Genomic DNA, 19976 nt, shown 5'->3' with positions numbered 1-19976 from the left:
TCTGCTGCCAAGGCCGCTTAACTTTTGTCCCCCACCAACCGCATACCATGGCCGTCAGGTCCAGGCTCTTGCGCCCAAGCTGCCGAATTATATTGCGCGCGCATGACATCGGCCGACTGGCGAACGACTTCGGAAATCTGCAGGAACTGCTTGGCCAGCGGACTTGTCTTGCGCCAGATCATGCCGATCGTTCGCGACGGCTGGGCAGTCTGGAAGCGAGCGACCGACACAGACGCCGAGCGCGTCTCCACCCCCACCGCCATTTCCGGGATCAGGGTGACGCCGATGCCGGCGCTGACCATCTGGACCAGCGTCGACAGGGAACTACCGTCCATCAGCTCCCGCGGCAGCGCCGAGTGTATATTGCAGAATGACAGGGCCTGATCGCGGAAGCAGTGCCCTTCCTCCAATAGAAGCAGCCTCATTTCACGCAACGCTTCACGATTGGGCACCGGCTTGCCTTCATCCTCGCCAGGCCGGACCAGCAAGAAATTCTCCGAGAACAACGCAACCTCGGTCAGCGAAGGTTCAGAGACCGGCAACGCGACAATTGCCGTATCGAGCCGGCCCTCCGCCAGCTCCTGGACCAGTTTCGAGGTCAACGTCTCGCGCACATGGATCTCAAGCCCGTCATGCATGCGGGTGAGATTGCCGATGATGGCGGGCAGCAGGTAAGGCGCGACTGTTGGAATGATGCCGATCCGCAGCCGCCCCACCAGCCGGTCCTGCGATGCGCGCGCCAGATCGCCCAACTCATCGACCGAGCGCAGGATATCGCGCACGCGCAGAGCAAAGGCCTCTCCGAAACTGGTCAGCCGGACCTGACGCGCGCCTCTTTCGAAGAGCTCCGTGCCCAGCGTTTCCTCCAGTTCCTTGATCTGCATCGACAAGGCGGGCTGCGAGATCGCGCAGGCATCGGCCGCGCGTCCGAAATGGCCCTGTCGTGCCAAAGCCTCGAAATAGCGAAACTGTTTCAGTGTCAGATTTGTCATAACTCCACCTTATCGTCGCGATCAGAAAATCCAACTTAAATTAATGATGAGGCTTGGATATAGTGCTCGAAGCAGAGGTGAGATGCGTCATTGTCATATGCGTCATATGCGGCCCATATAATCGTCGCTGACAGTGCGCAGTTCATCGATGTCCAGACTATCCAGAACGCCGACGCCCCAAGCTCGCTGGCTTCAGGACGGTTTTCCTTAGACCAGCTCAATTCAAAGAATCTCAAGGGAGAGAATTATGGATACGAAAGTCGACAACGCGGGCAAATGTCCCGTCGTGCATACGCACACGGCCCACGGCGGCAGGTCGAACCGGGACTGGTGGCCGAACCAGCTCAACCTTAGGATTCTCCATCAGAATTCCTCCCTGTCCAACCCCATGGGCACGGCGTTCAACTATGCTGAAGAGTTCAAGAAGCTCGACCTGCAGGCCGTGAAGCAGGACCTCCATGCCCTGATGACCGATTCGCAGGAGTGGTGGCCGGCCGACTTTGGCCATTACGGTCCGCTTTTCATCCGCATGGCCTGGCATAGCGCCGGTACATACCGCACCGGCGACGGCCGTGGGGGCGCGGGAGCCGGTCAGCAGCGTTTCGCACCGCTCAACAGCTGGCCTGACAACGTCAATCTCGACAAGGCGCGCCGGCTGCTCTGGCCGATCAAGCAGAAATACGGCAACCAGATTTCCTGGGCCGACCTGCTGATCCTCACCGGCAACGTCGCCCTGGAATCGATGGGCTTCAAGACCTTCGGCTTTGCCGGCGGCCGCGCTGACGTCTGGGAGCCGGCGGAAGACGTCTACTGGGGCGCCGAGGATACCTGGCTTGGTGACAAGCGCTACTCTGGTGATCGTGATCTCGAAAAGCCGCTTGCCGCCGTGCAGATGGGCCTGATCTACGTCAATCCGGAAGGCCCGAACGGCAACCCCGATCCGCTTGCCGCGGCCCGTGACATCCGCGAGACCTTCGCGCGCATGGCCATGAACGACGAGGAAACCGTCGCCCTCATCGCCGGCGGTCATACCTTCGGCAAGACCCATGGTGCCGGCGACGCCGCACATGTCGGCGCCGATCCCGAGGGAGCCGGCATCGAGGAACAGGGCTTCGGCTGGAACAGCAGCTTCGGAACCGGCAAGGGCGGCGACACGATCAGCAGCGGCCTGGAAGTCATCTGGACCACGACACCGACAAAGTGGAGCAACAACTTCTTCGAAAACCTGTTCGGCTTCGACTGGGAATTGACGAAGAGCCCGGCCGGTGCACACCAGTGGACGCCGAAGAATGCCGCCGGTGCCGGTATCGTACCGGATGCGCATGATCCGTCCAAGCGTCACGCGCCGGCCATGCTGACCACGGACCTTTCGCTGCGCTTCGACCCTGCCTATGAGAAGATTTCCAGGCGCTTCTTCGAACATCCGGATCAGTTCGCCGACGCCTTTGCCCGCGCATGGTTCAAGCTGACCCACCGCGACATGGGTCCGCGCGTACTCTATCTCGGCCCGGAAGTTCCGGCCGAGGAACTGATTTGGCAGGACCCGCTCCCGGCTGTCGACCACGCTTTGATCGATGTCAAGGACATCGCTGATCTCAAGGACAAGATCCTCGCATCGGGGCTGCCCATCTCGCAGCTGGTCTCGACCGCCTGGGCTTCGGCGGCAACCTTCCGTGGTTCCGACAAGCGCGGCGGCGCGAACGGTGCGCGCATCCGTCTTGCGCCGCAGAAGGATTGGGAGGTCAATCAGCCGGCCCAGCTCGCAACCGTGCTCGCAACGCTTGAAGGCATCCAGAAGGCATTCAACGACGCCCAGTCTGGCGGCAAGAAGGTGTCGCTCGCAGATCTGATCGTGCTTGCCGGTTCGGCGGCTGTCGAGAAGGCTGCAAAAAATGCCGGCCACGACATCGAAGTTCCGTTCTCGCCGGGCCGTACCGACGCGACGCAGGAACAGACCGATGTCGAGTCCTTCGCCGTTCTGGAGCCGATCGCCGACGGGTTCCGCAACTATCAGAAGGGCGAATATTCGATTTCGCCCGAGGAATTGCTGATCGACAAGGCTCAGTTGCTGACGCTGACCGCGCCGGAATTGACCGTTCTAGTTGGTGGCCTGCGCGTCTTGAACGCCAATGCCGGACAGTCGCAGCATGGTGTCTTCACCACGCGCCCTGAAACGCTGACCAACGATTTCTTCGTCAACCTGCTCGACATGGGCACCGCATGGAAAGCCTCCCCGGACTCGAAATATGTATTCGAGGGACGCGACCGCAATACGAATGAAATCAAGTGGACCGGCACCCGCGTCGACCTCGTCTTCGGCTCGAACTCGCAGCTGCGGGCGCTGGCCGAGGTCTACGGCCAGGGCGACGCGCAAGGGAAATTCGTGCGCGACTTCGTGGCGGCCTGGACGAAGGTGATGAACGCGGATCGCTTCGATCTCGTCTGATCCGGACGGAAATCTACTCGGGCGCGGCTGAATCCCAGCCGCGCCCAGTTCCATATATTGCAAGCTTTACTGCGGGTTGACCGCGCGGCTAGCCAGTCGGAAGGGGCTGGATATTGTTGCGCCGATGGCATCGAAGACGAAGGCTCCGGCCTGTCCGACCGCGTTCGTTTTTCCATTCGTGCCGGCGTCAAAATTCGGATTCATCGACGCCAGAGCGATGAAGCGATCATGATTGCCTGGATCGGACGCTTTGAGCTCCGAAATGTCGACCAACCGGACACCGGCCTTGACTGCCGCCTCCTGGACGAATTCATCCCTGACATCAAGCGCACCGACGCGGGGCACACCGCTTCCCAGAAATGTCGACGCTTCCAGCGCGCGATCATCCCGCGAGACGAGGACCGTGAGAGGGGGAGACATTTTACCGATGACATTCAGCTGCGAGATAAACACATCTGCATCGATATCCGGGGCCGCCAGCACCACCGTGAGCTTGGCCAGCACATCCTCGCGGCCCTCCAGCTTCAATTGCCTGAGGGCCTCGGTGGTCAACCAGCCGCCCATACTATGACCGAACACCATAACCTCGCCGCGTCTGCGATCCCTGGTGAGATCGATGAGAAGCTGCGCCAGGTTATCCCGGGAAAATGTCGCTGAATCCTTGTCGGCTACATAGCCTGCCAGAGCGGCTTGCGAGGGCCATGCGAACAAGATCGGCACGGCCGGAAGCTTTGAATCCGCTCTCAACTGGGCAAGCCGAAACAGGGATTCCTGAAAGTTGTAGTTATAACCGTGGACGAAGACGACGACCCGGCGCTCTTCGCCCTTGTCGGGAAACGTCTTCAAAAAACTCTCTCGGTTAAGGACGGCCTGCTCGGTAACCGCGAATGTCTTCTGCGGATCCGGTTTCGGACGGGGCCATTCTATCTGACCGCTCTTATGCGTCGGAGGGATGGAGATCGTAAAGCGGGCGTAGTTCGTTGAAATCGAGCGCCCATTCGTGAAAATATTCTGCGCCGGATCTTTTCTTGGCCTGGTCGTTGCCGAATAGACCGTGATCGTATTCGTCGTTGCGGGGGCTTTGGAGACCGTTTCCAATACCTCAGGTCCTGGGCGGCCCGCACACGACGTGAGCACAGCCATTATCAGAAACAGGCTAAATCTTTTCATTCCGCGGCCTCTGCGCCAAATTGCCAACGCGAGGGCATTAGCACGCGCATGGCTGCCACTCAAACGATTCATTGACTCCAGCGTCAACGAATTGAAGGCAGGCCGAGATACGGTCCCTCTAATCAAACCCGTTGCAAGGCGCCGGCGAGGCTTTCATCATTTTCCAAGCCGCAGCAAAATCCACTTTATAGCCTATTCAGATGAGGGAGATACTTATCGAATTTCAAGTTTCGAATATTATTATTTCTCTTCCGATTAATACTGAAGGCACTCGCCATTTATTATTAATGCTGTACTCTGCATCGTGCCATCAAGACCTGTCAGCTCGAATAGGACGCGCGCATGCAAATGAAAGCTGAATTGCCGGGCGGGAAAGAACAAGCACCAGCTCACAGCCGCATAAAAATTCTTTATATTCAACCCGGTACCAGCTCTTTTGCCGGCATTGAGCGCGTAGTCGATACGATATGTTCCGCCCTGTCCGAAAAATACGCGGCCGATTTCGAGATCGACGTCCTCTACACGTCTCACCACAAAAACCGACCGGTCGGAAAGCAAAGCTATAATACGATCGATAGAATTGCTCACAATAGACGAGAGTTGGTCTCTATCTTAAGAAGCGTGTTCAAGAGCAAGGACTACGGCCTTATCGTCGTCCCGCAGATCGAGCCGACAGTTATCTGCATGATGGCTTGTCTCGGAATCCGAAGGAATTTCGCCATGCATCTGCATGGCAATCCACGGCTGGAACCGAGCCACCTGAAGGCCAAGATCCTGTTCTTCCTGATGAGGATCTATTTTATCAAGCGCCTCTCCTATGTCTTTGGCACATCGCCGAAGCAGCTTGAATCATTCAAGGCAATGTTTGCCAGCAAAACCCCACAATATTGGCTGCCAAATCCCGTCAGAAAATTCGACGCCGGGAGAATAAAACCTCTTAAGGACGCAAACTGCGTTACCTTTGTGAATGTCGGCCGATTTTCCTATCAAAAGGGGCAGGACATCCTGCTAGACGCATTTGCCGAGCTTTGCAAAGTTCGCAAGAACGTCAGACTGAAGGTGGTGGGCTATGGCGCCGGAGAGGCAGAACTGCGTGACCAGATCAAACGGCTGGCGCTTGAGGACGTGGTGAGCATTGAGCATCATCCCGATAATCCGCAGCCGGCACTGTCCACCAGTGACGTCTACGTATCGACATCGCGCTGGGAAGGTTGGTCTCTGGCGATATGCGAGGCCTTGAGGTTCGGCCTGCCGGTCATCTCGACCGACTGCGAATTCGGTCCGAGCGACATTCTCGTCGACAAGCGTCTCGGACGCCTCGTTCCAGTGAGCGGCGGCAACGAACTGGTCAAGGCGATGATTTATTACTGCGACAACCTGCAGGACGAATTGTCCCATGCGGAATTCAGGCAGAGCTTCATAGACAGCTTCGACACCGAGCGGGTTGTCGATGTGCATGCGGATGCCTTGCGGGTGGCCGCGAAGGAGATTTCCTAGGCCGTGGCGACTGCGCCGCTACTCGCCCGCGGCGGCAAATCGGCGGGCATCACGCATAAACCTGCATGTAGTCGACCCGCATATGGGTTAGCCGGTCTTCCGGCTTCAGCGGATTGGGGAACGGCACGTCTGATCGCAAGGCGAGCGTGAGCAGTGGCCAGAACACGTCATTGCCCGCATCCATCTCCGCCGCGCGTCCCAGTGTCCAATCGATGGGCTGCTGGGTTTTCGGGTCGCGGATCTGTTTGCGCTCGAAGTAGAAGCGGCAGCGGGCGCCCTCGATGAGCAGGCCATAACGGAAATAGCCTGTGGTGATGTCGACATTGGTCGGGACGCCGATGCCCTCATGATGCTCACCGGGCATGCCCCATTCGTGCAGATATGCGCCATATAGATCGTGTTCCCAACCCTTCTGTTCGACGACATCGAGCTCGATGCTTGTATTCGGAAAGAGAATGCTCCTGCCGTTCATCAGCCAGAAGGCGGGAAAGCTCAAGGGATGGGCGGGAAACCACATCCGCGCCTCGAAATAGCCCTGCCGCCACCCTTTTATGATCGTGCCGTCGGGCTTGGCGGTCTGGATATTGCCGGAAATCCATTGGTATTCAGGCAGCTCATTGCCGTAATAGCTCGGCACATTCATCTGGTGTCCAATGTACTGGGCCGAGATTTGAAGCGCCTTGCCATTGCTTGCGGATGGGTCGTCCACGATCGCATAGGGATTGAAGCCCTCTTCGCCGTCGATCCGGCTGAAGGCGGATCGCCCATAGAAACCGGTATCGAAGGTCGTCGCCTTGGGGCCTGCATGCCAGATCGTCGTATCGAGCGACGTAAACCCTTCGTCGAAGACAAGGCTGCGACCTTCGGTCGGATCGGGAGCCTCTCCGGCGGCAGGCCGATTGTTCGTCAAGAGCAAACCGCCGGCAGCGGCGAGCGAGGCGGCCCCGATCAGGACATTGCGCCGAGATGTTGCCGTCATCATTTCCCGTCCTTTGTTCGCTTTGCCGTCAGTTTCGATGGCACGTCATCATTCAGGCGGCGGCTTGTGCGGCTTTCGAACTCGGTTCAAGGGCGCCCGCATAGACATCCATGGTCTCGCGAGCGACACGGTCGATCGTCATGCGTTCGATCCGTGTCTGGCTCTTGTCCTGCCATTCCGCGATGCGGCTGGGATCTTCAAGCAAGCCGCAGAGTGCCGCCGCCAACGCCGGCGGATCGTGTGGCGGCACGAGAATTCCGGCCGCGCCATATTCCAGCAGTTGCGGAATGCCATCCACCTTCGTCCCGATGACGGCGCAGCGTGCCTCGCGCGCCTCGGAGAGCACCAAGGGGGCCGGATCGGCATGCGACGGCAATACGAAAATGTCTGCGCCCACCATCCAGGGAAAAGGATCTTCCTTTGCGCCCAGGAATGTGACGGCCGTCGCGCAATCCATTTTCGCGACCGTTTCCTGATACTCTGCGTGGAACGGCCCCTCCCCGACGATATAGAGTCTCGCCGTAGGATGCTTCTCATATGTGAGACGGAAAGCTTCGAAAAGATCAGGGAGCCCCTTGCGAGGATGCAAGCCGCCGACAAAGAGGATGCTCGGAGAGCCGAGAACGACGGGCAACGGACTGCGGTTTTCGATGCGTGCCGAACCGATCGTGCCGTTGAGGACGACACGAAGCTTCGACGCCGGTATCCCGCGCTTCAGCATCGACGCGCCGACAGCCTCGCTCACCGCGATCACGCGCGTTCCAAGACCCATCAGGATCGCGCTTTTCTCGAATTCATTGTGGACCGTGGTAACAAGAGGGATGCCGGCGACTTTGCAGATCGGCCAGGCCAACACGGCGCTCGTCATCATATGGGCATGAACGATCTCCGCCCGCCATGCGCGAACATGTCTGCGCAAGGCGTACGAGGATTTCAGCAGGATGAACGGCTTTCTCTGATGGTCGATCGCCACTGTTGTAACGCCGTGCCTGTGGAGCAACTGATCGAAATCGCCCCCACCGCTCGCAACGCAGACATCATGACCAAGCTTGGCTTGCGCACAGGCCAGATCGACCGCAGCATGGACATGTCCATTCAGCCTGTTGGTGTGATTGAGAATGTGCAAAATTCGCATGAAACGCACCCAATACAACTGTCAAAAAAATACAAAATTCCTGATGCCGGACAGAAACTGAGACTTCACCCTGTATTTCAAAATATATTCAGTAAAATCTCAAACATTATCGATATTTTTACTCATCTCCAGCATATATTTACTCTCCACTGCCCTCGCAGGCGACTCCCTAAACAACCTGTTTGTCGCGCAGCGCGGCTTCGGCCTCCACCGTGGAAGCACGTGCGGTCGGCTGATAGTTGAATCCGCCTTGACGTCCGAGAGATTCAAGGCCGAACGCCCGAAGTTGCCGGATCGCCTCTGCCGCATGTTGCGCCGCGCCGCGGCTATAGATCGGGTACGCCTCCCCCAAGACGTAGCTGCCCTCCAGCCTGAGATCGCCTTGGAATAGACTGTTAGCGTGGACGTGTTCCCTGAAATCGCTTTCGGCCTGCTGCACCGAGCCGCCGGCGTGATTGCCGATGACCTCAGCCGTGAAATATTCACGACCGTCGACGCGACCATAGAAATCGGAATACATCGTCAGACGCTTCCAGGCGCCCTCGTGGGAGAAATTATAGATGATCGACTGGCGAAAACCGCGGTCGCCGGAAAAGCTGAAATAGAGGCCGATGAGCGTGATCGTGTCGAGCTTCCGCCCGGAATCAAGCCCGCATAACTCTTCCGCCCTGTGAATGGGAATGGTCGAGATAATGCGGTCGCATGCGACAAGTCTGTCCTTGAGCTGCAAATGAAATTGGTCTTGAACCTTGTAGATACTCAGCATCTCAGCGGACAATTGAAACACGGCGCCGTCTTTTTCCAGTCGATCGGCGGCGGCCTTATAGAGAAACCGAAAGCCTTCCTTGGGACGTGCCATCTGCCGATTGATCCGCCCCGGCCGCTTGGGCTTCAACAGGCGCGAAATGAGGTTCTGAATAGACGCATGCTCGCTGATCCAGAGCATTCGCTTTCGAGCGAGATCGATATCGATCCCATCCGTCGCCACCCCATAGAAACGCCTCATGTAGGATTCCAGCCCGGAACGATGGAGCAGGCGTCCGCCAATCCAATAGCGCGCAAACTCTCGCGCATTGCGCATTTTCCGCTGGAACAGGCGGGCATATATCACGGACGCAAAAATCCGCGCGGTTTCCAGCAAGCCGGCGCCGACAATATCGTCCCGGACTGAGATCGGATAGGTGGTGATCATCCCTTGAGGGTTCAGCCGCGCCCATTGCGGATCGATCGGCACATATAAAGGCAGCAGCTCGGGAAAGTGTTCAAGCAGAGGAGAATCGTCCTGGAAGATCAGGCTGCCGATGTCGAACGTGTATCCCCCTGAGGACCAGTCGATATGGTTGCCGCCGATATGGTCATATTCATCGACAACGAGAACCCGGCCGTAGCCCTGCCGCAGAAGAACCGAGGCGGAAACCAGCCCTGAGATACCCGCCCCAAGGACGACGGCATCAAACCGCTCCGCCTCCGTGACGGGGTCGATGATGGTCTGATGGCCTGCATCATTCATGGAGTCACCCTTACCTCCAACTGTTTTACGAGCGTAGATTATATTTACAAATATTGGAAGTTGAATTCAAACATATCACCTAAATAATTTGGACATTACAGCGTGATATAATCTTCTCAGCGAGGAAAATGGAACAGAAATTCAAGTGATTTCTTTTATAAGCTTGAACTGTACTTGATATATTTTGCTATTATTTACTATTTATGCTTCAAATTGATATCGAACCATGATTATAATCGTTTCGATATCGAAAATTATATCTCGCATAGAACAATTGACTGAAAACAATTGACTAAATCGGTGCACGCCGAGGGGGTGTTTAGTGTTGCGACGAAACCTCGACGATTTCTATCAGCATGCCGACGAAATCGAGCTGATTTCGACTGACGTGTTCGACACCTTGTTGCTGCGCCATGGAAAGTCGCAGCGTTCCCGCATTGCGGCCGGTGAAGCGCGATTTGCCCATCTCCTGAAGGCACAAGGTCTGGCCATCGGCAAGGGCGAGCTTGCGAGGGCTCGCCTTCTTGCCCAAAAATTCGCCTATCGCGCGCTCAATGTAGGGGGCGGCGCGGGCGAGGTGCGCCTGAGCGATATTATTCGCAGCCAGCTGGCGTTGCTCGGGCTGCCGGAGGACCTCGTGGAGGAGCGTCTCGCCATAGAGCTGGCCGTCGAAAAAACGGCGCTTTCCGCAAACGCGGCGCTAGCCACCGAGTTAAGGCGATATCGACAGGCCGGTGTCCGCATTGTCGCAGTAAGCGACACGGGGCTTTCAGCGGACCGGCTTGCGGAATTGATCAACCATTTCCACGGTCCAGGACTTATCGACGGGATCTATTCGAGCGCGGATGCCCAGGCGAGCAAACGCTATGGTGGGCTGTTTTCCGCCGTGCTTGAAGCCGAGGCTGTCTCCCCATCCCAAATGCTGCACATCGGCGACGATCTGACGGCCGACGTTCGGGTACCCAGTGCGATGGGGATCAAGACGGTTCATCTCCCAAGAAGCCGTTTTGATCGCTACGCTTCGCGCGCGGACGGCGCAGCCACCGAAGCGGTCAGGCAGATCCAGCAGCGCCTAGTGCACCACGGCCGAGACATTCCCGCGCCAAACGACAAAATCTCTTTCGGCCGGGACGTTTTCGGGCCGATCGTCGCGGAATTCTGCCTGTTCATCTGGCTGTATGCCACGCAGGCGAAAGCCGGTGGCGACACCACATTGTTGTTCTGCGCCAGGGGCGGCATTGGTATCAGGGAGGCTTTCGAGCGGGTTTTGCAGGCGCTCGGCCTGCCGCTCGACCTCAAGCGCGACAACATCTTGATTTCAAGGCTTGTCGCCGCGCGTTCGGCGGTCGTCACCAGGAGCCCGGCGGTGCTGGACGAACTCGGCCGCGAGTTCCAGCGGGCAAGCTTCGCGGACGTTGCCCGCGCATTGGGTGGACAGAGCTACGAATTGCCGGAGACCTGGCAACAGACATTCGACCCAAAACGGTTTTTCTCGCTGCTCGATAGCAGTGTCGGCCAGGTGGTGCTGGATGATGTTCGCAAACAGAACGACCTGTTCATTCGCCATCTCGATCAGATTTCGGGCCAGGCAAAACGCATCGTTCTTTGCGATACCGGCCTTTACGGCAGCACCCAGCGACTGCTGGCCGCCGGCCTTCCCGATCGCCGGTTCGAGACCATTCAATTCGCGCGCTGCAATTACAAGGGATTGAGCGAGGACCATTTTCCGATGGTTGCGGGCCTCGTCGTCGAGCAGAATCTTTATAATCCATTCAAGGTGGAAACCGTGATCCTGCGCTATTGGCAGATCATTGAAAGCCTGTTCGAGCCTGCCTTGCCGTCAGTCCGCCAGTTCAGCGAGGATGCGGATGGTGCTATCGCCGCCAATTCCGGTGATATCCGATATGGCAAGCTGGATCCGGCCGCCGGAAATCCGCTTTTGTCCGGCGCCCTCCAATATATCGATCGGATTAAAAGCGGCGCCCAGATCTTACGCGACGCCGACTGTGCCTGGGTGCGCCTGAAGCAGGCCATCACCAATCCGAGCCAGGTCGATATCGTGGCGCTCGGCGTCGGCGCCCGCTCGGTCGATTTCGGCCGTTCCGACGTGGTGCATGTGCTCAATCGTCCGCAAAACGCGGATCTCTCCAAGAAGCTGATGTCGGTAAAATCGCATCTGTGGCGCGAAGGCGCAATTGCGCGCGATTTCCCTCTGCTCAAACCGCCGCTGCTTGCCGCGCTCGAAATGGCGCATGTGCTGCGAGGGGTTTCGGCTCGCCTATATCGTTGAATCATTGAGTATGCCAAGGACAGTTTCATGAATGCTGCGATGCGTCTCAACTGCGGTCCCGTCACAGGATCTCCAGGCTTCGGGCGGGAACAAACCCCGCGGGCTCCGTCAGATCCAGCTCAGAAAGCAAGGCAGCCGTCTCAACCTCTTGGTCCGGTCGAGGCTCAACCCGAAGAACTTCGGCGCACCATAGAAGAGCGTGGCGCCTATCTTCGACGCCCACGACAATGGACGGGAGCTTAGGTTCAGAATGCTCGCGTTCAAAGCCTTTAAGGGAGCCGGCTGGCTCATTGTGTCGCGCTTTCTCGGCCGCATCATCGACTTCTTCACGCTTCTGTTCCTCGCTCGCATCCTCACCCCCGCGGACTTTGGTCTGGCGGCGCTGGCGATGTCGCTTGTCGTCGTCGTCGATACCGTCCTCGAGGTGCCGGTTACGCAGGCACTTGTCCGGCTGAACGTCATCGACAAAAGCCATCTGGATACCGGCTTTACACTGAGCGTCATGAGGAGCGGATTGATCGCGATCATCGTTATGACTGCCGCCTGGCCCTTCTCGATGTTCAATCACAACCCGCAGCTGATCCCGCTGATTGCCATGTTGGCATTGGGTCCGATCGTTAAGGGTTTCTACAGTCCGGCAATGGTGCATTTCGCCCGGGATATGGGCTTCCAGCAGACCTTCCTGATGGAATTTTGCGGCAAACTATGCGCCTTCGTCGTCGCCATCATCACCGTTTTTTCCGGAGGCGCTTATTGGGCCATCGCGGCCAACTTCGTTACCAATTCGATAGCGGCCGTCGCCATGTCCTACGTCCTTGCCCCATACCGGCCCGCGCTCTCGCTGGCGCGTCTGTCGAACTTCGCCGGCTTCGTCGGCTGGTTCAGTTCCGCGCAACTGATCGCGGCGCTGAATTGGCAATTCGACCGCTTTCTGATCGGCGCGGCCACCGACAGCACCACGCTCGGCCGCTACGCGGTTGCGAGCGATGTGGCTGTGGTTCCGACACAAAGCCTGATCGGCCCGGCATTACAGCCGGTGATGGCGGCCTTTTCGCAGATCAACTCGGATCCCCAGCGAATGAGGCTGGCCTTTCTCAAGGCCGCTCGTTTTGCAATGCTGATTTCAGTGCCGGCCTGCGTCGGGATATCGCTGACGGCGGATCTGGTCACCGATTTGCTGCTCGGAGAGAAATGGAAGGATGCTGCTCCGTTGCTGAGCATGCTTTCATTGGCGGTGCTCCCGATCCCCTATTTTCAGACCCTGTACTCGGCGAGCATTGCCCTCGACCGCCCCCATATTCTCTTTCGGTTGAACGCCATCGATCTAAGTTTCAGGATTGTTCTGATCTCGATCGGTTTCTACTTTTTTTCGGCCGGCGGCGCCAGCGTGGCGCGCGTTGTCCTCTCGACGATCATGTTCGGATTCTACTTGAACGACGTCCGGCGGCTATTGGAGCTTGGAATCTGGACGCAGTTGAAAAATATATGGAAGATCGCTCTTGCCGCAATCGTGATGGCAGTGTGGGTTCTCATGCTGCGGGAAGAATTGGCTGGGCGATCCTGGAACCATGTGCTGGAGCTTGCTCTCGTCGTGGCGACAGGAGCCGCAGCTTATCTCGGGACGCTCTTTGCCCTCGGCGTACGACTGATCGCCGGAGGTGGACGGCTCGAACTGGCTGACCGTCGTCGGTGATCGTGTGCCTGCCCGATCCGCCGTCAGACTTGTAGCTGTTACAGCAGCGACTGAATCAGACCAAGGGTCGAGCGCTTGCCTCCATTCAGCCGATAGGCAAGCCCGCTGCGTGCCCGTCGGTTTGGAAGCACCATGGTCAGCAACCAGAATGCTGCAACCGTCGCCTTGGTCTTCATGGGATAGGTTTCCCGCCAAAGCTGGCGGAGCAGTTCAAGGAGACGTCCGATCGGTGGGCGCCGTCCTTCGGCTATCGCCAGATAGAAGCTGCGCTCAAGGTAAAAATAGGCCCGCTCGGGCTGAACCAATTCGTCCGCCCGGTCATATTTCGCCAAAATCCGCCGCAGGTGGCTTATCCGCTGGACAAAGAGGCTCAGTTCCCCACGCAGCGATGCCGGCTCGACGGCACGTCCCAGCCCGGAGATATTCCGGCCATGGACGCGATAGCGTCCGAGTTCTTGCGATAGGCTCACGACATCGCCCATGAACGGCGCAGCAAACAGGATCACGCCGTCCACCGCGCGGTCGTAAGTCATCTCACGAAGGTGTTCGCACAGGTCGCGCCTGAACACGTTTCCGGATGTCGGCGGGGTGGCGTAAACGCCCGTGCGCAACACGCGATCGGCAAGCGTTTGGCGTTCGCGGAATTCCTCCAGAGGTGTCGCGGCGCTGGTGACCACTCCCTGAGCATTGATACGGGTGAGCGAGAATTGAAGCTTGGCGACGTCGCTGTCCAGTTTCGCTATGATCGTTGCGAGTGAACCGGGAACCAACTCATCGTCCGCATCAAGAAACAGGATGAACGGCGCCTGCGTCCGCTCTAACCCATAAAGGCCGGCCGCCCGCTGTCCACCGTTTTCAATACGATAGGCTGTTACGCTCTCGCTCTGGATTATCTCCCAGGAGGAGTCGGTCGAGCCGTCATCAATGACAACGAGTTCGCAATCGTCCCGGCCCTGCGAAACAACACTGCGGATCGCCTTCGCCACATAGGCTTCATAATTCCAGCAAGTGATGACGATGGCGAGTTTAGGAACTTCCATTCTCGTCATACCTTCGCCCGATTGATCACGGTGCCAATTACGTTGGCACCGGAGCGCCGCAATTGTTGTAGAGTGTCGTTGATCTGCTCGGTCGTTGTCCTCCCGGCGCTGGCGACGATCAAGACGGCGTCGGCGTGAATCGCCAGTGCCTGTGCATCCGTCGAGCCGCTGACAGAGGGCAAACCAAGAAGCACGTCGCCTCTGCTGCGAGCTGCTTCGACGATCCGCGCGACACGGCGATCACGGAAATCGACATAGAGGTTTGTCAAGGCGTTTGCGGAATGTATGGGAAGCACGGCAATGCCGTCACCGTCTCCGCGCCCGTTCCCGAAGATCACCTGTTCCGGCCGCATGTCGGCAACGAGCGCATCGGCCAGCGACGTTGTCGGCAAAGCATCGGGGCCATCGTCGCTGAGGTCAATCTGCCCCATCTCGGCATTGAAAAGTGTCGTATGCCGACCGCTCCGGCTAATGAATTGCGCCAGACTCAAGCAAAGCGTCGACACCCCGGTGCCCGCCTCCCAGCCAGCGATCGCGATCACGATGCCTCGCTCATTGCGAATTGCGGAACAGGCGATCTCTATCGATGTCCTGAGATCGCGTATCGCCACGGCATAAGCACTGCCAGGCAAGTTGACGACCACGGAAGTTCTTCTGTTATGCGAGCCTCGCCTGAGGTCAACTCGGCTTGCCGCGTCTGGCAAGGTTCCGAGACAAGGTATCCCCGTATCTCGCGCCAGGTCCTTGGCATTGCGGACCTTCCGATCGAGCGCAAGATTGAGCCCAATCATGGAGAAGCCGGCAAGCAGGCCGAGAACGCCTCCAAGCGCAGTAATCAGAGATGGCCGCGGTGCCGATGGACTTAGTGGCGGTAGCGCTGCGCCGATAATCCGCGCATCACCGTCCGGCGTAGGAATAGCGGGCAGCTTTCCCTGCTTCATGGCATTTGTCGCAGCATCGACCTGCGAGGCCAAGGCATCGAGGCGCCATTGAAGCACCTCTGTCCCGGCCTGAGCCATTTGCGCCTTGAAAGAGACCGCCTGCAGGATATAGCCGGACACGGCCGCATTCGCGACACGCGCGGCGAGCACCGGATCCGAGGAAGAGTAGCTGATTTCCATGACGTAGGACTGGCCAACCCGACGGACGTCGAGACGCTGTGCAAAATTCTGAAACGCCGCTTGACGCGCATCGGTGGGAGGGGCCGCAATATCGCTTGCCGCGGCCACCCCGTCGGACCGGGCTGTTTTGCCGGTCTCCGATGTCACCGCACCAAACTCTGCTTCAGACATGTTCAAAATGTGTCGCACATTGCTGACGAAAAAATCGGTCATACGGGGTGGTTGGGGACCAAGTTCGGGGCTGTTCTCCAGATGCAAGCTATCGAAAACCGCCGAGAGCAAGCGTTCAGAGCGGATAATCTGGAGCTCGCTGTCGGCCCTGTTCAGGTCGAGATTCTGCGTACCACTCGCATCCTGCCCCGAAGCCGCGGTCGGGCGGCGCGGTTCAAGCAGCAGAGACGCTGTCGCCGTATAGATCCGCGGCAGGGAATGGGCATGGAATGCCGCCAGACCGATCCCGACGGCCGTGCATAGGATAAGTTTGGTTTTGTGCTGCAGGGCAAGCATGCTCATCGATCGCAGTAGAGCGACCGGCCCTTCATTGGGGTTCTCCACAGGCGCGTCATCGAGCCGCCAAAGCCGGGACGAGCGTTCCAAAAGAGACGGATTGTTCTGCGTCATCTGGTCGTCACCTCTGACTTAAGTTGCCCTGTGTTATTCTTAGCCGTCAGCCTTGCCGCACGCTCGGGTTCCAGGCGGCCGCGAAGAAGATCGGCGATTGCGATCAGGTTGCCCCTGGCCCGTCCGCGCCTGTCGACGAAAGGTTCGGGCCATGCCGCCCGCGTGAAGTTCATGGCCATGTTGCAAAAGATGTGGTTGGCGACCTTTGCGCCTGTCATCGTGCCTTTGCGCAGCATGTAAATGGGATTGACGATCTGCGAATAGCCGAAGCGCTCGCCGCTGATCCGGCCGTTCTTCACCCCCATATGCACGCCGAAGGCTTCCGCGCATTTGACGAAACGACCACCGCGCTTGGCAAGCGCTGCGGCAAAATCGCGATCCTCCAGCCAGCCGTAGAGCACGAGACGCTCGTCGAAACGGGTCTCCTCGATGGCTTGTGCCCGAAATGCCATATTGCAGCCATAGGGGCTATAGGGCTCGATCCAGCTCCAGTCGCTCGGCGTAGCGGCCTCCACAAGACGCAGCGCCTCTTCGAAACCGATACCTGGGCCGTTCACGCCGTCCGCAAGGACACGCCCGGTAAAGCCGACGATCTGGCTGTCGTCGCAAAACGCCCTCGCCGCGGCGGCAAGCCAATTCTTGTCCGCAATGAAGTCGTCGTCGAAGAAGGCGACGATCTCGGTCCCCTCGGGCAAGCTCAGAAGCGCTGTATTCCGCTGCGTGGTCAGGCCCGGCAAACCCGTCACCACCGTCACCTCCGAATGCCCGACCAGATCGCCCGCATCCGCAAGATCGATGCAGGAAACGATCACGGCCTCGGGCTTTAGCGTTTGCGTGGCGAGCAGGTGGCGGACCGTGGCGCTGACAATACCGGGGCGCCCGCGCGTGGCGATGACGACAGACGTGCGCGGCACGCTCGTGGTAGCGGGCCTGTAGCTTTTCGGGCGCGCGGCGGGCCGTTCGAGCAGCTCCATATAGCCGGCTGCCGTCTGTGACCAGGAAAAGTGCCGGACCTGGTCGTATCCCTTGCCAATGAGATCGGCACGGAGTTCCGGCGTCTCCTTGAGTGCGCGGACGTGCCGGATCCACGCGGCCGGATCGGAAGGCGATGCGAGCAGCGCAGCATCGCCGCAGACCTCGGGCATGCTCGCGCTGTAGGATGCGACGACCGGGCAGCCGCGTGCCATGGCTTCCACGATCGGGAGGCCGAAACCTTCCGTCAGCGACGGAAATGTCAGGCAAAGCGCTCTTTCGAGAAGGTAGGCCAGATCGTCGTCCGACACGCGGCCGATCAAGTGGACGTTCGATCGCTGCTTCAGAGCGCCGGGAACGAAAATATCAGCCCCCCCGCCGGCGATCACGATATCCACACCGATGTCGTCAAGACCCGGAGCCGCGTCGACGAGGAGCGCCAGATTCTTGTGACGAGCCCTGGACCCCAGAGCCAGAATGAACCGGCGATCGCTCTCTCCGAAGGTTTCGGCAATAAAACCCGGCGCCGTTTGCGCCAGCGTCGGATCCCAGCTCAAGGCGTGTTCATGTCCGTTCGGAAGCACGGCGATGTCTTCGATCCGGATTGGCAAATGCCGGGCAATCTGTCGTGCCGCGGCGTGCGAGACCGTGGCGATCCGCGCGGAGCGACGCACGAGAAGCGGCTGCAATGTCCGGTAAACCGTCCGAAAGGCGCGGTTATAGCTTTCGGGAGCCGAAAATACGTTGGCATCATGAATACAGACGATCTGATCAGCCTTGGAGGCTGGCGCGGTATTGCAAAGGTTGAGCAGCCGACCGTGCCATTGGGCCGGCAAAGTGATCTGCTCCCAAGGATGGCCCGAAAGGGGGCCTGACTGGATCAGGGGCATATGGCTGAACCCTGGATTCGGAGTTCCCGACGGCGCGATGATGGCCGCTCGCGCATCCGCTACGGCGAGCGCCTTATCAAGTGCGCGCACGACATTCGAAGCGTAGCGCTGCACCCCCGTTGCGTTCTGCGAGAAAAAGCGGCCATTGACCGCGAAAAGGGCGGCAGCACTCATATGATCGCTCCTATTGGGCGGCTGGCGCGCACGACCTGTGTACCGCGCTCCGGTTGGGCCGAGGCCATGGCGGCCAACATGCAAAAGAACAGGCCCTGGTCGATAACCGGGCTCACCAGCATGTCGCCGACCAGCAGCCCTAAACAGCCGTTACGCGCCGCGAGGCGCGCGTCGGTTATGAAACTTCCCTGAACGCCACGCTTTTTGATCAATGCTCCGAATGCGAACGCCAAATAGAAGATTGTTCCGGGAATGCCGACATTCGCGAGAAGAGCCAGCAGGAAGCTGGAGGTACGGACAGTTCCGAGACCGACACCCAGTCCCAGACTGTCGAAGATGTTCTGGATCGCGGCCATGTTCCAGGAATTGCGCTCAATCCCGGAATCGGACGTCGATTTGCCGAGGGCCACGATGTCAATGTAATTGTAGATAAGCTTCGACATGTCGGGGTCGATCGCGACCGAGAGGACAACCGCCAACGACACCAACGGTACAAAGACGATCGCTGCCGTGGCGGTGCGGCTGGTATTCGTCCGCCCGCTGACCGACAGGGCAGTCACAAAAAGGATCAGCAGCATGACCGGCGCGCCGACAAGCCCGGTCGACGATGTCGACATCACAACCAGCACCAGGGATATGGCAGCGATCGAGCCGCTAATATAGGGCCGGCGGCCACAAAGCCAAAGGGTTCCGGTAAAGGCGAAGACGCCGAGCGTTGAGCGGGCAAAGGAGGATGCCTCGGTGAACGACCCGACGATGCGCTTCACCCCGGCAATCTGGTCGTCGGTATGAAGCGTGTATTGGGCGTTTCGTATGAAAGCGAGAACACCTTGCGAGCCAGTCGAATAGGTAACGATGTCGAGCAGCGCGAAGGCCGTGTTGGCGACACTATAGGCGAGCAGTCCGGCGAGAACGGCATAGAAGCCGCGATAGTTTGATGCGACCGCAACCGTCATTGCGAAGCAAATGAGGTTGCCGATCATGTAGACGCTTTGCGTGAAGTTGCTCGATACCGGCACCAGCGGCACGGTGGAACGCGTATCGCCAAAGACAGTGGTTCCGAGCGGCACGATCTGCGTCACGCCCGTCAGGAGCCGCGGGGCAAAATAGGCACTCATCACGCCATAGACAACCAGAAGCGCAAACCAAAATCCGGGCTCACCAAGACGCAACGCATGAACAAATGCCCCCGCTGTCCGTTCGCGCGTGATAACGCCAAGCACGAGAAAGCCGAGAAGAACATGGCCCGGCTGGATATTCGCGGCGCCGACGAACATCGCCGCCGCCGATCCGAGTACAGCCATCACCGCCAGTGCCACGATCGTGGCGCCGTTGCCGAGAAACAGGCAAAGCAACCCGCACAAGATCGCGACTATGCCAATCGGCTCGATGCTCATGGTATCGCCTCACCATGATCGGATCGAGCCTCGGCGGGCGGACAAAGGA

Annotated in this window: 13 protein-coding genes; 4 read left to right on the top strand and 9 right to left on the bottom strand. The window is 58.7% G+C overall.

The window, feature by feature from the left end:
* Nucleotides 1–17 precede the first annotated feature (17 nt).
* Nucleotides 18–992 (bottom strand): hydrogen peroxide-inducible genes activator, encoded by a 975-nt coding sequence (locus AB6803_RS01845; protein ID WP_371107255.1) that lies wholly within the window; start codon nucleotides 990–992, stop codon nucleotides 18–20.
* A 247-nt stretch (nucleotides 993–1239) separates the two neighbouring features.
* Between AB6803_RS01845 and katG the strand changes: the two genes are divergently transcribed.
* Complete coding sequence (gene katG / locus AB6803_RS01840; RefSeq protein WP_371107254.1) at nucleotides 1240–3438, top strand: catalase/peroxidase HPI; 2199 nt, start codon at nucleotides 1240–1242, stop codon at nucleotides 3436–3438.
* A 66-nt stretch (nucleotides 3439–3504) separates the two neighbouring features.
* Here the strand turns inward: katG and AB6803_RS01835 are convergent, their stop codons facing one another.
* On the bottom strand, nucleotides 3505–4581 hold the full coding sequence (locus AB6803_RS01835; protein ID WP_371107690.1) for an alpha/beta hydrolase: 1077 nt from the start codon (nucleotides 4579–4581) through the stop codon (nucleotides 3505–3507).
* Nucleotides 4582–4950: 369 nt separating this feature from the next.
* On the opposite strand from AB6803_RS01835, the gene AB6803_RS01830 reads away from it, so the two are divergent.
* A complete protein-coding gene (locus AB6803_RS01830) occupies nucleotides 4951–6105 on the top strand; it encodes a glycosyltransferase (protein WP_371107253.1) in 1155 nt (384 codons plus the stop codon).
* A gap of 49 nt (nucleotides 6106–6154) precedes the next feature.
* On the opposite strand, the gene AB6803_RS01825 is transcribed toward AB6803_RS01830, so the two are convergent.
* The 3 genes from AB6803_RS01825 to AB6803_RS01815 form a co-directional block, all read right to left on the bottom strand.
* Nucleotides 6155–7087, bottom strand: a complete 933-nt coding sequence (locus AB6803_RS01825; protein WP_371107252.1) for a 1,3-beta-glucanase — start codon at nucleotides 7085–7087, stop codon at nucleotides 6155–6157.
* A gap of 49 nt (nucleotides 7088–7136) precedes the next feature.
* Nucleotides 7137–8219: a glycosyltransferase family 4 protein gene (locus tag AB6803_RS01820; protein WP_371107251.1), complete on the bottom strand. Its 1083-nt coding sequence runs from the start codon at nucleotides 8217–8219 to the stop codon at nucleotides 7137–7139.
* 169 nt (nucleotides 8220–8388) lie between these two features.
* Nucleotides 8389–9729: an FAD-dependent oxidoreductase gene (locus AB6803_RS01815; protein WP_371107250.1), complete on the bottom strand. Its 1341-nt coding sequence runs from the start codon at nucleotides 9727–9729 to the stop codon at nucleotides 8389–8391.
* A gap of 322 nt (nucleotides 9730–10051) precedes the next feature.
* Here AB6803_RS01815 and AB6803_RS01810 point away from each other — a divergent pair, with 322 nt between their 5' ends.
* Together AB6803_RS01810 and AB6803_RS01805 are read left to right on the top strand one after the other, a co-directional pair.
* Entirely contained in the window at nucleotides 10052–12019 is a 1968-nt protein-coding gene (locus AB6803_RS01810) for a hydrolase (RefSeq protein WP_371107249.1), read from the top strand.
* A 250-nt stretch (nucleotides 12020–12269) separates the two neighbouring features.
* Nucleotides 12270–13712, top strand: coding sequence for a lipopolysaccharide biosynthesis protein (locus AB6803_RS01805; RefSeq protein WP_371107248.1), 1443 nt, complete (start codon nucleotides 12270–12272; stop codon nucleotides 13710–13712).
* A 38-nt stretch (nucleotides 13713–13750) separates the two neighbouring features.
* Here AB6803_RS01805 and AB6803_RS01800 read toward each other — a convergent pair whose 3' ends face one another.
* Genes AB6803_RS01800 through AB6803_RS01785 form a run of 4 tightly spaced genes read right to left on the bottom strand, consistent with a single transcriptional unit; the run spans nucleotide 13751 to nucleotide 19927 of the window.
* On the bottom strand, nucleotides 13751–14752 hold the full coding sequence (locus AB6803_RS01800; protein WP_371107247.1) for a glycosyltransferase family 2 protein: 1002 nt from the start codon (nucleotides 14750–14752) through the stop codon (nucleotides 13751–13753).
* A 5-nt stretch (nucleotides 14753–14757) separates the two neighbouring features.
* Nucleotides 14758–16494: an exopolysaccharide biosynthesis protein gene (locus AB6803_RS01795; protein ID WP_371107246.1), complete on the bottom strand. Its 1737-nt coding sequence runs from the start codon at nucleotides 16492–16494 to the stop codon at nucleotides 14758–14760.
* Entirely contained in the window at nucleotides 16491–18530 is a 2040-nt protein-coding gene (locus AB6803_RS01790; RefSeq protein WP_371107245.1) for a glycosyltransferase, read from the bottom strand. The genes AB6803_RS01795 and AB6803_RS01790 overlap by 4 nt, the downstream gene beginning before the upstream one ends.
* A complete protein-coding gene (locus AB6803_RS01785; RefSeq protein WP_371107244.1) occupies nucleotides 18527–19927 on the bottom strand; it encodes a hypothetical protein in 1401 nt (466 codons plus the stop codon). The genes AB6803_RS01790 and AB6803_RS01785 overlap by 4 nt, the downstream gene beginning before the upstream one ends.
* Between the last annotated feature and the right edge of the window lie 49 nt (nucleotides 19928–19976).

This window comes from Rhizobium sp. RCC_161_2, assembly GCF_041355235.1.
GTDB lineage: Bacteria > Pseudomonadota > Alphaproteobacteria > Rhizobiales > Rhizobiaceae > Rhizobium.
The sequence above is the reverse complement of the archived record's forward strand: the minus strand, read 5'-3'. Positions and strand labels throughout refer to the sequence as shown.

Bases quoted from the DNA above. Each gene is read 5' to 3' on its own strand.
- AB6803_RS01825 (WP_371107252.1), bottom strand. From the start codon at position 7,087: ATGATGACGGCAACATCTCGGCGCAATGTCCTGATCGGGGCCGCCTCG.
- AB6803_RS01795 (WP_371107246.1), bottom strand. From the start codon at position 16,494: ATGACGCAGAACAATCCGTCTCTTTTGGAACGCTCGTCCCGGCTTTGG.
- AB6803_RS01785 (WP_371107244.1), bottom strand. From the start codon at position 19,927: ATGAGCATCGAGCCGATTGGCATAGTCGCGATCTTGTGCGGGTTGCTT.
- katG (WP_371107254.1), top strand. From the start codon at position 1,240: ATGGATACGAAAGTCGACAACGCGGGCAAATGTCCCGTCGTGCATACG.
- AB6803_RS01805 (WP_371107248.1), top strand. From the start codon at position 12,270: ATGCTCGCGTTCAAAGCCTTTAAGGGAGCCGGCTGGCTCATTGTGTCG.
- AB6803_RS01815 (WP_371107250.1), bottom strand. From the start codon at position 9,729: ATGAATGATGCAGGCCATCAGACCATCATCGACCCCGTCACGGAGGCG.
- AB6803_RS01790 (WP_371107245.1), bottom strand. From the start codon at position 18,530: ATGAGTGCTGCCGCCCTTTTCGCGGTCAATGGCCGCTTTTTCTCGCAG.
- AB6803_RS01830 (WP_371107253.1), top strand. From the start codon at position 4,951: ATGCAAATGAAAGCTGAATTGCCGGGCGGGAAAGAACAAGCACCAGCT.
- AB6803_RS01835 (WP_371107690.1), bottom strand. From the start codon at position 4,581: ATGGCTGTGCTCACGTCGTGTGCGGGCCGCCCAGGACCTGAGGTATTG.
- AB6803_RS01800 (WP_371107247.1), bottom strand. From the start codon at position 14,752: ATGGAAGTTCCTAAACTCGCCATCGTCATCACTTGCTGGAATTATGAA.
- AB6803_RS01820 (WP_371107251.1), bottom strand. From the start codon at position 8,219: ATGCGAATTTTGCACATTCTCAATCACACCAACAGGCTGAATGGACAT.
- AB6803_RS01845 (WP_371107255.1), bottom strand. From the start codon at position 992: ATGACAAATCTGACACTGAAACAGTTTCGCTATTTCGAGGCTTTGGCA.